The sequence below is a fragment of the Enterococcus sp. DIV2385 genome (assembly GCF_051711925.1).
Classification (GTDB): Bacteria; Bacillota; Bacilli; order Lactobacillales; family Enterococcaceae; genus Enterococcus; species Enterococcus faecalis.
This window is the reverse complement of sequence record NZ_JBIONV010000001.1, coordinates 2477057-2493800: the sequence shown is the minus strand read 5'-3', so window position 1 is coordinate 2493800 and position 16744 is coordinate 2477057. Positions and strand designations below refer to the sequence as shown.

General features: G+C 33.2%; 8 protein-coding genes and 1 pseudogene. 7 read left to right on the top strand and 2 right to left on the bottom strand.

The features are described from left to right. Positions 1 to 2 precede the first annotated feature (2 nt). Positions 3 to 3668 (top strand): BREX system P-loop protein BrxC, encoded by a 3666-nt coding sequence (brxC, locus tag IGM04_RS12060; protein ID WP_086318169.1) that lies wholly within the window; start codon positions 3 to 5, stop codon positions 3666 to 3668. Between the two features lie 18 nt (positions 3669 to 3686). Next, complete coding sequence (gene pglX, locus IGM04_RS12055) at positions 3687 to 6401, top strand: BREX-1 system adenine-specific DNA-methyltransferase PglX (RefSeq protein ID WP_086318170.1); 2715 nt, start codon at positions 3687 to 3689, stop codon at positions 6399 to 6401. A gap of 384 nt (positions 6402 to 6785) precedes the next feature. Here the strand turns inward: pglX (IGM04_RS12055) and pglX (IGM04_RS12050) are convergent, their stop codons facing one another. Both pglX (IGM04_RS12050) and IGM04_RS12045 read right to left on the bottom strand, forming a co-directional pair. After that, positions 6786 to 8435, bottom strand: coding sequence for a BREX-1 system adenine-specific DNA-methyltransferase PglX (gene pglX, locus IGM04_RS12050; RefSeq protein ID WP_086318171.1), 1650 nt, complete (start codon positions 8433 to 8435; stop codon positions 6786 to 6788). Between the two features lie 37 nt (positions 8436 to 8472). Then, positions 8473 to 9408, bottom strand: coding sequence for a tyrosine-type recombinase/integrase (locus IGM04_RS12045; protein ID WP_086318172.1), 936 nt, complete (start codon positions 9406 to 9408; stop codon positions 8473 to 8475). Positions 9409 to 9548: 140 nt separating this feature from the next. Here IGM04_RS12045 and IGM04_RS12040 point away from each other — a divergent pair, with 140 nt between their 5' ends. The 5 genes and pseudogenes from IGM04_RS12040 to IGM04_RS12020 all read left to right on the top strand — a co-directional run bounded on the left by IGM04_RS12040 (position 9549) and on the right by IGM04_RS12020 (position 16732). Next, positions 9549 to 10484: a hypothetical protein gene (locus IGM04_RS12040; protein WP_086318173.1), complete on the top strand. Its 936-nt coding sequence runs from the start codon at positions 9549 to 9551 to the stop codon at positions 10482 to 10484. 12 nt (positions 10485 to 10496) lie between these two features. Next, positions 10497 to 13034, top strand: a complete 2538-nt coding sequence (gene pglZ, locus IGM04_RS12035; protein WP_086318174.1) for a BREX-1 system phosphatase PglZ type A — start codon at positions 10497 to 10499, stop codon at positions 13032 to 13034. Between the two features lie 11 nt (positions 13035 to 13045). Next, positions 13046 to 15079 carry a protease Lon-related BREX system protein BrxL gene (gene brxL, locus IGM04_RS12030; RefSeq protein ID WP_086318175.1) on the top strand — a complete coding sequence of 678 codons (2034 nt, stop codon included), beginning with the start codon at positions 13046 to 13048 and terminating at the stop codon, positions 15077 to 15079. Between the two features lie 316 nt (positions 15080 to 15395). After that, positions 15396 to 16051, top strand: a pseudogene (locus IGM04_RS12025) (hypothetical protein). A 24-nt stretch (positions 16052 to 16075) separates the two neighbouring features. Continuing rightward, a complete protein-coding gene (locus IGM04_RS12020) occupies positions 16076 to 16732 on the top strand; it encodes a glucose-6-phosphate 1-dehydrogenase family protein (protein WP_002355050.1) in 657 nt (218 codons plus the stop codon). Positions 16733 to 16744 lie beyond the last annotated feature (12 nt).

The window sequence follows — 16744 nt, the reverse complement described above, 5'->3', positions numbered from 1 at the left end:
AGATGAAAATTAATGATATGTTTCAAAAAGATATCCATCGAAATATTGAAGGAGTTATCACAGCTTCACAAGCTAGTGAAGAGCAAGTTTATCAAGAGTTGGATGAATATGTAGTTACTAAAGAGTTACAAGGTCAGTTTAGAACGTTTTTTGATGCCTATAAACAAGGCATCAATGGTCACACTAGTAAAATGGGTGTTTGGATACAAGGTTTTTTTGGTTCAGGTAAATCACACTTCTTAAAAATTCTTTCTTATATTCTTGAAAATAAAGAAATAAATGGGAAAACAGCATTTGATTTTTTTACAGAGGGGGACGAATTAACTCGCAAGATTAAAGATCCAATGACAATTGCCGATATGGAACTAGCGGTTAAAACGCCAACAAACGTTATACTTTTCAACGTTGAATCTAAGCATCAAACAGGGATAGAGGGAAAAAATAGTCTAGTAAATGTATTCTTGAAAGTTTTTAATAATAGTCTAGGTTATTCCACTAATCCAAAAGTTGCTGATTTGGAACGTCGTTTAGATAAAGATGGAAAATATAATGAATTTAAAGAAGCTTTTAAAGCTGAACATGGACTTGATTGGATTAATGAACGTCATGAAGTGGACTTTATCCAAGATTCTATGGTGAATGCTCTGTCAAGTATCGGTTATATGACTGAAGATGCAGCAAAAACATGGTTTAATAAGCTAGAATCTGAATATATTATTAGTATCGAAGAATTTGCAGTGATGATTGAGGAGTACTTACAATCAAAAGGGAACAATGAGCATATTGTTTTTTTAGTTGATGAAATTGGGCAGTATATAGGTGGAAACAGTGATTTAACATTGCAATTGCAAACAATAGTTGAAGAGTTGGGCAATAAATCACGTGGTAAGGCATGGGTGATTGTAACAAGTCAACAAGCTATTGATGCAATTACAGACATTGCTGGCTCAGCAGCTTTAGATTTTTCAAAAATTAAAGGTCGTTTCGAAACAACCTTATCATTATCTTCTGCTAATGCCGATGAAGTGATCCAAAAACGTATTCTCGCAAAAAATATTTCAGGACAACAATACTTAGAAGCAGATTATCCTAATCACGAAAGTAACATCAAATCGATGCTAATATTTGAAGATAGTCCTGAACTAAAATTATACAACTCTGCTAAAAATTATGCAGATGTTTATCCATTTGTTCCATATCAATTCAATTTGTTAGCGAATATCCTGACACAGGTTTCAAAACATTCAATTCAAGGAGCTAATCTATCTCGTGGGGAAAGATCACTACTTGCGTTCTTTAAAGAAACAGCGGAGCGAAATGCGGATAATGACAGCGGTGTGTTAGTATCTTTAGATCAATTTTATCCTTCTTTAGAAAAATGGCTAAATGAAACAGAAAATGCTAAAGTTATTAAACAAGCAGAAGAAAATACAAACATTGTCTCAGACGGAAAAGACTTATTTAATGTAGAAGTACTAAAAGTGTTATTTATGATTAAATACGTAGATCAAAATATTAAACCAACATTGAATAACATTACAAACTTAATGGTTCGACGTGTAAACGAAGATAAATTAGCTCTTCGCAAGAGAGTAGAATTAGCCTTGAAAATATTGATAAAAGAAAATTTAATTCGTCAAAATTTACAAAATTATGTATTTCAAACAGATGAAGAGCAAGAGGTAACACGGTTAATCAATCATATTGATTTAAGTGCTACAGACGTTGAGGATAGGTTAGCTCGAGATATTTTAGATGATAAAGTTGGTCGTAATTCATTTTCTTATAAAAATGCAAATGCTTCAGGACGTGCATTTGAAAATCGCTATAATTTTATGTATAACTTTTACGTTGATGATTATGCTTATCGCAAAAATAATAATCCGAATTTAGAAGTAAAAATTATCACACCATATTATAATGAATTGTGGAATAATGAGCCACAATTAATTTTAACAAGTACGAAGAATCAAATGCTGATAAATCTTCCAGTAGATACAGAATTTATGAATCATGTTCAAACTTATCTTAAGGTAGAAAAATATATTACAACGGCGAATGTTTCAAGTGCAATTAAGAATTTCGCGGCGGTAAAAGCCGAAAAAACAGCTGAAAATCAAGAACTAGTGGAATCAATTAATTCTCAATTAAACGATTTTTTGAAACAAGCGACCTTCTATTTTAATAACAGTAAGTTAGAGGTTTCTGGATCCGATTTCAAAGTGAGACTGAATGATGCGTTGCAGCAAATGGCAAAGCTAGTCTATCATAAAAATGATTTGGTGGATGCTGCTGTTTCCGAATCAGACATTAATAGTTTGTTGAAAGATAATGGTACGACTCTTGTAGCATATACAGAAAATCAAAATGTTGTCGATGATGTAAAACGATTCATTCAATTACAACACAACCAAAATCTCACAGTTACAATGAAAACGTTGCGAGATAATTATGTTAATCGTGAACCATATGGTTTCATAAATGAAGATTTAGAATGGGCTATTGCCAGATTGTTTAAAGAAGGAAGTATTAGTTTATTTAAAAATGGCATTCCATTAGATACTAACTCTGATATAAATGAGATTTCAAAAGCAATATTTGATCGTAAATCTCCAGAAAAAATTCGTGTTGAACTACGTCAAAAATCAAATGATCTCCAGAAAAAAATGGTGCGCAATTTGGGAGAAGAACTGTTTAATAGTCGGAATATTGTTGATGAAACAAATGATGATACAACACGTATACGCTTTAATGAAAAAGCACAACACATGGTTCGTGAGTTACAACGTTTTAAAGATACTTCAGGGCATCATTATCCTCAATCTGACGAAATTGTGGAAGCCATTAAAGTATTGGATCAGGTAATCAATGCAAGAGATACAAAATCATTTTTTGAAGTATTACAAAATAGAGAAGAGGAGTTATTGGACTGGGCTGAGGATTACGAAGACATCCATAGTTTTCATACAAGTTCTCAGAAAAGCATTTGGGATAAAACGAGAGATTACATCGGTCGCATAGAAGATAGTAAAATCAAAGAATCTACAGAAGAAATGAATACAATTATTTCTGAGATGAAATCTATTAGAAAACAGTCGGTACCCTATAAAGATATTCCGAGATTAAGTGAACTGAATGGTAAATTTGAAATAGAGTACATGAAATTTATGGAAGCTAAGTCAGATAAGGCAACTAGCCAGATAAATGTCATTAAAGAATCAGTATTAGAAGATTTGCTCCGTCGTAATTTTGGAGATGACTTTAGAAATGACGTAATCAAAGAATTTGATAAATTAAATGATGAATTGTCAACTGCAAAAACGTTTGATGAGATCATATTAATTCAAGCGCAAGCTGAACCTTTACAGCGAAAATTCACAGCTAAATTTACAACTGAGGAAAATTATCGTCGTGAAGAAGAGGCAAAAAAAATCAGTATAGCCATCAGCAATAACTATGATGAGGATACCAATTCTATGGCAGATAAAATACCTGACGTAATAGCTGTAACACCGGTTAAGAAAGTTGAAAATGTTTATGTAAAAGAATTAATCAGTTCTCGTCAACGGATTAAATCGGAAGAAGACATTGATCTCTTCGTGAATAAACTAAAACAAGAATTATTAGCAAAATTAAATGATGATAATGAACTAGACATTTTATTGTAAGCGATAGGAGCCTTATAAATGGACAAAAAAGCAATTAAAAAATTCGCCATGGAATCTCGTGTAAAACTTCGTGAGGGAGTTATCAATAAGCTGACTAAGCTAGGCATAACTGAAAGTAATATCGAACCTGTCACAGAATTAGGGAATGACACAATTACAATCTCTTCAAGTAAACAACGTTACACAGGAAAAGATGTAATAAATCGTACAAAATTAGTAGAAGCGTTAAAAGCAAGAGAGAAACAACTTGATTTAGGCGAAAAGAAAAGTAAAGCGATTGCGTTTGATAATTTGGTTGAAGAGGTAGCGTATACATGGTTTAACCGTTTAATTGCGATTCGTTTCATGGAAGTAAACAATTATTTGCCAGAACGACAACGTATCTTATCAAGCGAATCTGGCATTCGTGAACCAGATATTATTACGAATCTTTTAAGTTCAAACTTATATGCAGAAATGGATCCTGCTACAAAAAGTCGAGTAGTGGATTTAATGTCAGATAACTCAGCAGCAGCTGTAGACGAACTTTACCAATTAGTATTTATTAAACAATGCAATAGTTTGAATCAGTTACTGCCAGACCTTTTTGAAAAAATTGACGACTATACTGAGCTTTTGTTTACGATTTCTTATATTGATGAAAATGGTGTTATTGCAAGCTTACTATCAATCCCAGAAGAAGACTTTGACGTCAGTAAAGAAGGACAAGTCGAAATTATTGGTTGGATGTATCAATACTACAATACTGAGCCGAAAGCTGAGGCAATGAAAGCGCAGAAGAAACGGAAAAGCCGTGCAGATGAAATTCCTGCGCTAACTCAATTGTTTACGCCCGATTGGATTGTGAGGTATATGGTTGAAAATTCACTTGGACGTTATTATATTGATCAAAAACTAGCAATGCCTACTGAAACACGTACAGAAAAAGAAATTGCAGATGAATTTGGTTGGAAATACTATTTACCAACAGCAGAACAACCCGAGAATGTACAATTACAAATTCAAGATGAACGTAAAGATAAAAATGTTATCGCTCTACAAGAGATAAAACTTTTAGACAACGCTATGGGTTCGGGCCACGTATTAGTTTATGCTTTTGATGTGTTTATGCAGTTATATGTTGCAGAAGGATTCCGTGAACGTGATGCAGCAGAGAGTATTTTAATTAATAACTTATTCGGACTTGAAATCGATAAGCGTTCATATCAGTTAGCTTACTTTGCCATTATGATGAAAGGGCGCGAATATAGTCGTCGTATTTTAACTAAGAATGTAAAATTACATTTACATCAATTTATTGATTCAGATGATATTCCTAACGAATACTTTGAGCGATTAGAAGAAATTTCAAGCCTTCCTAGTGATGAGTTTATTGAAAAAAGTAATCTCTTAAAATTAGTTTTAGATATGTTTTTACATGCAACTGAATTAGGTTCTGTCTTAAACATTCAGAATATAAGCCAATCTGAAATCGATGAACTTAGACAACTTACTGGTGCATTTGAAGACTTTTCAAATATGGATATTCTTTATCAGCTTCCAGAAGCACATGAAAAAGTAAATCATATTTTAAATATTGTAGAAGTTCTTTCTTTTAGATATACAGCGGTTGTAACTAACCCTCCATATTTGAATAAAATGAGCGCCGTTCTTAGTAAATATGTTAAAGATAATTATCCTGAAGTAAAAACAGACTTGTTCTCAGTCTTCATAAAGATGAATAGTCAAATGATTACGGATGGTGGCTATGCTGGATTTATGACCCCGTTCGTCTGGATGTTTATAAAGTCTTATGAAGAACTGCGTAACTTCTTAATTGCTAATAAAAATATTTCTAGTTTAGTGCAAATGGAATACTCTGCATTCGAAGAGGCAACCGTTCCAGTTTGTTGTTTTACTATCAAAAATGCAAAATCAGAACCTATAGGAAACTACTTCAAGCTATCTGATTTTCGAGGTGGTATGAATGTACAAAAAGAAAAAGTTCTTGAAGGTATCAGAAATCCAAATGTAAATTATTTATTTCAAACAAACCAAAATAATTTCACCAAAATCCCTGGTAGTCCTATATCGTTTTGGGTAAGCGAAAATCTTATTCATGATTTTGTTGTAGGGAAACAAATTGGAGAGCTAGCTAAAGTAAAAAAAGGTATGTTTACTGGCCAGAATGACACATTTTTAAGAATTTGGACTGAAACTTCGATTCAATCAATTCAATTTGAAGTGGAAGACAGAAGTGAGATTCATGTTGGAAATTATATCCCTGTCAATAAAGGCGGCGAATTTAGAAGATGGTACGGCAATAATTCTTATATAATGAAGTTCGACCCATATAATTATAGTCTAATTGAAAAAAATAAAGGTCATAGATCATCAAATCTATATTTTAAACATTGCTTGGAGTGGACAAAGATTACGAGTGGAAATTTATCTGTAAGATACTCTAAAAAAGGTTTTATCAATAATGATGCTAGTATGGGAATTTATACGACAGATATATTTCTTCTAAACTCTATATTGGGAATAACAAATTCAAAAGTAAGTCAGAAGATTGTTTCAACACTAAATGAAAGTATGAATTATACTGCTGGAGACATCATGAGAATACCTATGCCAAGTAATATTGATTATCCCAAAATCTCTCTATTAGTTGAAAGATGTATAGACCTATCAAGAACAGAATGGGATTCATCCGAGAAGTCTTGGGATTTTCGAAAACATCCGCTGACCTAATCTCTTTGTCAACTAGGCTTGGTATCAAAAATACTATTTGAATAGCAGTTTTCACTCAAAACTGACAAAAATTTGATATAGGCTGTCTTGATTTCTAATAAAGTAACTTTGTATAATTTAATATCTATGACAATTTATACAGGTGATAAGTATTAGATCAATAGCATATCAATTTTTATTTTGAATTCTTTTCTAAAAAAATCAGCAATTACCAAATTTCCATCTGTTAATTAGAATGTTTTCTACTAAAATCGTTCACATAACATATCGTTCTCTTACTTTATTATTTCATAGTAATTTAATTATAATAAAGAGAACGATATGTTTTTTCTAAAATCAAAAATGATGCTGATAAATTATAGGATATGATTTCGTCTTTGTTTATCAAATTAATGGACTTCTTTTGAAGTCCCAAGATTGTTCAAATACATCCCAATCTAGTTTCGAAATTCTAGTATTTCTTTTAGACAACTGTTCTACTGTGGAATCCAATATTTTTAAAATAGGGAGGGCACTTATATTTCCTTTTTGAAAATTCAGTGTTGGATTCAAAAGGCTTAAGTAGTATCCAACGACTATACTATTTAAATAGGCCAATACCTTGAGCTGCTCTGATTCAGACACAACTGCGAACGACCCACTTGCATCAAACAAAAATCCTTTTGGACAATACCTTGCTGCAAATTTGCCACTTGATAAAGATGACCAAGTAATTTGGGAATGGAAGATATATTCTAAATTAAACGCATGTGCTGGAGTTTTTCCATTCTCATCTTTTAGATTTCGTAAAGCCTGCCCATCGTTTTCCCAATTTATTACGTATTCGTTATTACCGTACCACCGCCTAAATTCACCGCCTTTACTATAAGGAAACCATTTCTTTTTAGATATAATTGAATCTGTTCTATTAGGTATATATAGGCCCAATTTTTCCAAATCAATTTCATGCCACAGTTTCATGAAAAGGTTATTATTCCCAGTGATCATCCCTGCTCGTGTACTGTACTTATCTTCAAATTTATTATTTTCTGAAAATGTATTAAATACATTTTCGCTTACCCAATACGAAATTGGTTGACCCGGGATTTTAGCAAAATTATCTTGAACGGTTTGGTAAAGATAATCAACGTTTCTCTTTTCGATTGCTTCGAGCGACTTTGTTTCTTTTAGTTCATGATTAACAAAATCGACAAGTCTTAAATAGCTTCCAACATGTCCTTTATGTTCAAGAGGGGACATTATAAATGCAGTAGTCTGAACAACTTCGCCACCAATTTCTTCAAATGCACGCGTTCCCAAATGAATCATGTTGATAATGGTTTGTTGATTAATTTTATGACGTAATTTTTCAAAGCTTGATAAAAACATCCAAGCATGTTGCGTAATCATAGAATAGTACCCAGAGGATTTTATCATTTTTTTAAGTCGCTCAATAAATACACCAAAAAGGTCACTCTTGCTATCAGGGTAAGCTTTTTTTATAAAATTAGACAAATTTTTGTTCATTCCAGAACTACCCATATAAGGTGGGTTTGTAATTCCAACGTCATATTTCTGTTGCAATAATTCTCCGACATGTATCATTTCACTAATCATTTGGTCAAAGAACGTTATAGAACCGTTACCAAATCCCACTTTCAAGTTTTCGAAATCGATATCCTTAAATTCTATCAATGAACCTAAATCTGCACCGTTTTTGAAGCTATTAATTAACTGTAATAAATCTTCTTGGGCTTTTTGTTGGTTTGGAAAATCTATGTGTAAAAGTTGTAATTCTGCTTCGCTAATTTCTAAGTTGTTTGGGATTGCATAAACATTAGGCTTAATACCTTTAGACAAAATACGCCGAGAATATTGACGACCCTTCATAATTAAAGCAAAGTAGGTTAATTGAAAGGCTCTCTTATCTATATCTAACCCATACAAGTTATTCGTTAAAATTGACACAGCCGCATCTCGTTCTCGAAACCCTTCTGCTACATAAAGCTGAATCAGCACATCAAAGGCATAAACAAGTATATGTCCGCTTCCCATTGATGGATCAATAAGTTTTATCTCTTGTAGAGCGAAACTAGATACTAAGTGCCTGATTCATAATTTTCATGATTAACCTTGTTTCTCTTTCTTCCATTTCTTTAATGACATGTAAGTATACACTTTGTGTGGTTGTCACATCTTTGTGTCCAAGTCGTCGACTTACACTTAGGATATTAACACCTTTAAAAAGGAGAATCGATGCATGGGTATGTCTTAATCCATGAAAAGAAATAGAAGAAAGTTTAAGTTTTTGACATGCTTTTTCAAGGTGTCTATTGATAGTAGCACTGACAGGTAACTTCTCATTATCATCTGCACAAATTTTGTCATCTCCTCTAAACCTTCTAAAGCGGATAACTTCTTTAATCACCTTTAAAGTTTTTGTATCAACATCCACAGTTCGTACGGAACTAGCATTCTTTGTTTCTTTAAATCCTGTACGATATTTGTAGTCCCAAGTTTTGTTAACAGAGATCAACTTATGTTTGAAATCAATATCTGCAACAGTGATCCCCAAAACTTTAGCAAAACGCAATCCAGTCATCGCTGATAAATAAATAATAAAGTTATTTGGATTCAGTGGTTGACTTCTGGTGTAGTGAATTAATTTTTGCCATTCAGAGTAGGAGTGATACATAACTTTCGCTTTCTTTTTTTCACGTCCTGTTATAATCGCTTTTCTTGTGAAATCAGTGTCAATAATTCCTTCTTCCACAGCATCTAAAATAGCTGCTCGAATTTGTTTATGGAATCCTGAAGTTGTTCTTTTGGCATGATTTTTAGCAAAATCATTTAACCCTTTTTGATACCGATGGCGAGTTATCTCTTTAAGTTTAATATTTCCAAAATATGTGTAGATATGTTTATGTGAATTTCTATATTTCACATAAGTGACTGAAGTAACAGCAGGTTTTTTAAAGGTTTCCATCCATTGTTGAAAGTAATCAGCCAGTGTTAAAGTTGTAGTCATAAATTCTTTCCTTTCATATTTTCTATTTTTTGTACTTACTACTTATATTACTTTATTAAAGGAAAGAATTTTGATTAGTAATGCAAATATTGAGAAAAAACGGTATAATATAGCTTAAAAGTACACTGGAGGGTTGCAACTTGGCTATATTAATTAAAGATAAATTTGAAGCTTGGCAAAAGGAAGCCCAGGATCGTTTTGATCAGTTGAAAGCAAATGAAGAAGAATTAAATAAAATTTTTATTGAACTTTATGGATTACAAGATGAACTAGATTACCACGTTGATGATAAAGAAGTTTCAGTATCCTTAGCAGATAGAGAACGCGATATCAAGTCACTTATTAGCTATGCAGTTGGCTGTATGTTCGGACGCTATTCATTGGATGAAGAAGGATTGATATTTGCAGGTGGAGAATTTGATATGTCACGTTATCAAAAATTTAAACCTGATGAAGATAATATTCTACTGATTACAGATAATGAATATTTCCAATCTGATGAAAGCGACATTATGACAAGATTTGTAGAGTTTATTACGGTTGTTTATGGAAAAGAAACACTTGAAGAAAATCTTGATTATATTGCCGATGTGTTGCCAGGAAGTGGAAAAAGTCGAGATAAGATACGTAAATACTTTATGTCAAAATTTTTTACAGATCATATGGCAACTTATAAAAAGCGCCCGATTTATTGGCAATTTGATTCAGGAAAAGCGAATGGTTTTAAAGCGCTAATGTATTTACATCGGTTTGATGAAAATTTATTAGGACAGCTTCGCACAGAATATGTTACAAAATTAAGTCAAGCTTATAATTCTCGTATTGAACTACGTGAAAGTCAAAAGATGTCGACTACGAATGCTGGAGAAGTCACTCGTTATGAAAAAGAAATTCAAAAAATCAAGAAACAGTTAAAAGAACTTCAAGAGTTTGATGAAAAATTAGGGCATTTAGCGCTAAAGAAAGTTTCTCTTGATCTAGATGATGGAGTGATTGTAAATTATGATAAGTTACAACGTGATCCAGATACAGGTGAAAAATTCTTGATTTTAACCAAAGGTGTTAAAGAACCTTAAGGAGATGTGATTATGTCAGATTTGAATTTAAATCAGATTCAGAACAGACTAAATGAACTTTTTGTAACATATGGAGAGCGTAAGCTTATTTTTTGGTTCGATCCAAAAAAAGAATTTGAAGAGGATATTATTAATGGGAAAATTGAATTAAAAGATGCGAAAGTTTTTATCCTTGAACCAAATACTCAATTTATGACAAAACGTTTCTTTGAAATTGAAGATACTGATAATAACTATTTAATCTATGCACCATTTGAAAAGATAAGTGATGACGACCAGGATAATCATTTACTAAGTATTTTGAAATATTCTAGCGAGTTTAGTGCAGATCGTATTTCATTGGTGATGACACAATTAAATATTCCAAATGAGTTACATGATGCTATGGTACATTATGCTAAATTCTTTGGTGCAAGATCACGAATTACTGCTTTTAACAAACTAATAACTACTGAAATTAAATCAAAGCAAGAACTTGAAATAGCAATGATGGCCGTCCTAACCAAAGCTAACACTGCCCAATTTTATAGTATCATTCAATCTTTACTGGTCGAATATGCGTATGAATCAAGTAGCCTGTATGAACAATTAGTGACTTTTGATTTACAGAATGCTTTTTGGAAATATGTATCTCTTTATTATGGCTTTATTTCAGAGACACCAACTATCCAAAAGTTGACAGTTTCTTTTTTTGTTAATGCTTTTTATGGGCAATTAGGACATCAAGAATTACCTATACAGTTAAAAGAGTACGAAGTTTTAGAACAAACTACAGCAATTATTTCCTTTATGGATGGGGTAATGAATGACTCTCGCTATACGCAAGCTTTCGATAAATTGAGTGGAAATACATATCGGTTAATTAGCGGAGAGAAGTTGATTTCACTGGTGCCCATTGAGGAACTTATTGCAGCTGATATTTTTGAATCTGTTCATAATAACATAATCAAGTATTATATTGGCCAGCTATTGAGTGGGGATTTAACACCGATAATTAATGGGATGACACTTTCTGAAGTTATTACATTGAAGCAGCGAGCGCACTTTGGTGCAAAGTATATTCATGAATATGAAGTAATATTGAATGCACAAAAATTGTTGAATAATACTTTTTCTTCTAATATTAACCAATTTTCAGAAGTTGTTAAAAATTATGAAAATATCTCGTTTAATATTGATCAATCTTATCGTAAATTTATTTGGCATTTTGATAAAGTTTTATCTCCAGATTTATTTACAGAACTTAAATTACGCATAGAAAAACAATACAAAATATTTTTAAATGAGAGTGCTCGTTTGTGGAATGATCTATTGTCTTTAGAAGAACGTTCGTCACTCCTTGATTTTTATGACGACTTTGCAAATAATAAAACAAAAACAGTTGTGATTATTTCTGATGCACTTCGTTATGAAATTGGGAAAGAAATTCAAGAAGTACTGCAGTATGAAAAGAAATTTACAACAAAGATGAATACACTTTTTTCTGTTCTTCCATCAGTAACGGAATTTGGAAAAGCGGCTTTGTTAAGAAGTGGACACGAAACGTATGAATATGTTGAAGGAACCGATATTCGGGTAAATGGAATGAAAACACAGGGGACTCCTGCACGAGATAAAATATTAAAAGCAAAAAATTCCAACTCTTTGGCTATTACGTATGAAGAAGTGATGACTAAAACGAATGCAAAAGAACTTCGTGAGATATTTAATGGCAAAGAAGTGATTTATCTTTATCATGATCAAATTGATAGGACAGGGGATCATGGTCAGGAATCACAAGTTTTTGATGCTGCACAAAAAACAGTTGATGAAATCAAAGCTTTAATACCATTTATTTCAAACGGAGCGAATGTTTATCGATTTTTGATCACCAGTGACCATGGCTTTATCTATACGAGATCCAAAGTTGAAGAACATGAAAAGATTGAAAATCCATCTGAATTTTCTGAAGATAGAGTAGAACGTCGGTTTATAATTAGTGAAAATCATTATGATGAAATTGGAATTACTTCAATGAAATTAGGAGAAATATTGCGCAATGATGACAAACGCTATGTACATTATCCTGAAACATCTGCTATTTTTAAAAAAGTAGGCGGGGGTCAAAGTTATGTACATGGTGGTTCTTCTCCACAAGAAATGCTTGTCCCTGTTTTAGAAGTAAGCGTTTCTCGAGGATCGTCTCAAAAAGAACCAGTGAGCGTTCAGTTAATGACAGCAAAAAGAAAAGTTATAGGACTTTCTATATCTTTAGAGTTTTATCAAACGGAAGCGTTAAGTGACTCAATCACTAAAGCAAAATATACGTTATATTTTGAAGATAGTAAGGGAAACTTAATTACGAATCAACATACCTATTATGCCGATTCTACCTCAGAGCAAGCTAGTGAAAGATTTACAAATTTCACTTTTGACTTTATAAATCGTAATTATGATACAAATGAAAAAATTTATTTAGTAGTGAAAAATACAGAGACGAAAATTCAAGTGGAAAGAATTGACTTTGTAATTGATAATCCATTTGCTGGCGGTTTTGGTTTTGATATTTAGGAGGAAAGTTAGTGGATCAAGTTATATTAAATAAATTGGTGGCAAACTTTCCTGGAAAGATTGTCCGTAAAGATTTAACTAAAAAAATAAAAGAAGGAGCAAATGTTCCAGTATATGTGCTTGAATATTTGCTTGGTATGTATGCATCTTCTTTAGATGAAAATTTAGTTATAAAAGGTGTTGAAAATGTAAAAAATATTTTGGTTCGAAATTATGTTCGTCCAGATGAAGCCGAAAAAGTAAAAGCAAAAATTCGAGAGAATGGTGGCTATACAGTCATTGATAAAGTATCGGTATCATTAAATGAACGGCGAGATCAGTATGAAGCTGAATTTTCTAATTTAGGACTTTCTGGCGTACGTATTGGTGATGAATATCCCAAAAAATATGATCGACTTCTTGGTGGTGGGATTTGGTGCATCGTTCAGATGGAATATTGGTATGATGAAACGGATCAAAGAAATTCACCATTTATTGCAAAAAAAGTTGATCCTATTCAAATGCCTGGTTTGGATATTGAAGAAGTTAGGCGTGGTCGTGCTGCATTTACAGAGAAGGAATGGATTGATGTTGTTCTTCGATCGGTTGGAATGGAGCCTACACAATTTACTGAACGTGTAAAATGGTTACATTTGGCTCGCCTTGTCCCGTTGATAGAAAATAATTTTAACTTATGTGAATTAGGGCCACGCGGTACAGGAAAATCACATGTTTATAAAGAAATCTCGCCTAACTCTATTTTAGTTTCTGGTGGACAAACTACTGTTGCGAATTTATTTTATAATATGGCTCAAAGATCTATGGGATTAGTTGGTATGTGGGATACGGTGGCTTTTGACGAGGTAGCAGGTATTAACGTGAAAGATGGAGATTTAGTTCAAATAATGAAGGATTACATGGCTTCGGGCTCATTTGCTCGTGGTAAAGAAGAAAAAAATGCATCTGCATCGATGGTATTTGTAGGAAATATCAATCAAAGTGTAGATGTTATCTTAAAAACTTCAAATTTATTTGAACCTTTCCCAGAAAAAATGCGATCTGATTCAGCATTTTTAGATCGTATGCATTGTTACTTACCAGGATGGGAAATTCCTAAATACCGGCCAGATTTTTTTACGAATGATTATGGTTTTATAACAGATTACTATTCAGAAGTGATGCGAGAATTACGTAAGACAACTTATAGTGATGCAATTGATAACTATTTTAAGCTAGGTTCACAACTAAATCAACGTGATACTATTGCTGTTAAAAAGATGTTTTCTGGACTTATCAAACTAGTATATCCTCATGGGGAATTTGGAAAAGAAGAAGTAGAAAAAGTACTTAAATTTTCTATTGAAATGAGACGAAGAGTGAAAGAACAGCTTAAAAAAATTGGTGGAATGGAATTCTTTGATGTTAACTTATCTTATATTGATTTAGAAGAAAATAGAGAAGAATATGTTTCTGTCCCAGAACAAGGAAGTGGCACACTAATTCCTGAAGGTATTGGGAAACCAGGACATGTACATGCTGTTTCAGGTGGGGCTAGTGGACGAGTGGGCGTATTTAAATTTGAAACTCAAATGATTTCTGGAAATGGTAAATTTAAAGCGACTGGATTAGGTAGTGATTCTGCAGCCAAAGAAAAAACTTATTCAGCTTATAAATATCTTAGTGCTAATGCTGCTTCGATTAGTGCATCCATATCCATTGCCAGTCATGACTTTGTATTCAATACCCAAGATCTGAATGGTGTCGGAAATCCAGAGTCTCTGACTTTACCAACAATGATTGCACTTTGTTCAGTGGCGTTGAACAAGCCAGTAATCTCCAGTATAGCCGTATTTGGTGATATAACGATTGGTGGCACTTTAGTTAGAGTTACCAACTTAGCAGATATGATGCAAGTGGCTCGTGATGCGGGTGCTAAGAAAGCGCTGGTTCCGATGGCTAATGCAGCTGACTTAGCTACAGTCCCTCCAGAGCTAATGTCGACTTTTAATATTGTTTTCTATAATTCACCAGAAGATGCTGTCTTTAAAGCACTTGGAGTTGAATAATTTACTTAATAGTAGTTAAAGAAATTTTTTATTGAGGTGCTTTCTACAATTAATATGTAAAATAATAATCAAAAATCAAAGGAAATAAGAAATATTAGAGAAGTTTAAGTTTTAGCGGAGAGAAGTTCTTCTCTCCGTTTGGATATATAATATTGGATAGGATTCCAATTAAATCATAAATATGTTTGAAAGTAGTATATGCGACCTGTTGATTATTTAGAAAATTAATATCTCAAATAATCCTTCCCAAAATCTTCAAACACAAACCACTAACTATCTGCTACTATAAAAGAAACAACTATCATTTGGAGGAAGTATGCGTAACAGAAAAATGTGGACAATTATCGTCAGTGGGTTATTTTTAAGTAGTATCATCGCGGGAATTTCAGGAGCGTTTTTAATCATTGAAGGAGAGCTAACGACTCTGCTCTGGGAGGTGTTGCCAGCGCAAATGAAATGGCCAATCCTCTATTATTTTATCTTGTGTGTGCTAGGAGCGTTGGTATTGAGTTATCTGAATAAAAGCAAAGCATACTGGTAAGCTTTGGTGCAGCCTGTATTTTTCTCTTTGTTATTTTAATGCCAAGATTACTATTTTCAGGACAATCTTTTATGCATTTAGTTCCTAGTTTTGGTAGTCAACAAGCTTGGTATATCTTGGTGATCGCTGCGATAATGAAACTAGTATTTCTACAAGTTTGTTTACAGACAGGTTGGATAGGTGGCGATATTTTTCCCGTCGTTTTTTCAGCTATTTTAATCGGGTTTGCGGTCGCGCAATTTTTTCCAACAATTGACTCACTTTTTGTTGTCGCAATTTTTGCTACGAGTTTAACAACCCAGATCTTAGGGACGATTCTTGTACCGGGTATTTTTGTGGGGCTCTTTTTCCCAATCACGCTTTGGCCAATTGTAGTCCTTGTGTTATTTTTACAATGGCTATTGAAAAATAAAATTATTAAGAATAACTAGAAGATACTAAAAAGAGGGAATAAAATGAACCTAACCCATCAAGACTTCAATCTATTCAACCGAGAAATCTTCACATTTAAACAACTCAAAGAGCAACAAACATCAGCAGAAATCGATGACTTAAAGCAAACCTACAAGCAACATTGGGAAAAGTGGAAAGCCTTAAACCTCGCAATCGCTCAAGGTTTACCAGCTGAACTCGGCATCACTAAGCCGAAAATCGAAAGCTGGACCAACGGCTGGAATTTACGCAGTCATTTCTGGGCTGCGTATCGCAGTGAGCAACGCCAAGCGGAAAATGCTTGTCTGGCGTTGTTATTAAATAAAAAGCAATTTCAAGTATATTTGATGTTTCAACATTACAAAAGTGAGGAGCGGGCAGGCTCAGTCGTCGCTTACAATCAATTGCTTAATCGTTTAGAAGCTTGGAGTCAAACCATCGACTGCGAAGGCTATTATATTTGGCCGCAGGAAGAGCATGAACTAGTGGACCATTTGCCTTTAAAAGATTATTTAGCAGATGAAAAACAACGGAAAATTTTAGAAGAGCGGATAGGCAATCGCTCATTTCAGATCGGTAAGTTGTGGTTTGCGACGGAAAAGCTTGAAACGATTGAAGAAAAAAGTTGTCAGGCACTTCAAGAATTAGCGCCGTTGTATAACGCATTATCTGAAAAATGAACGAAACAACGT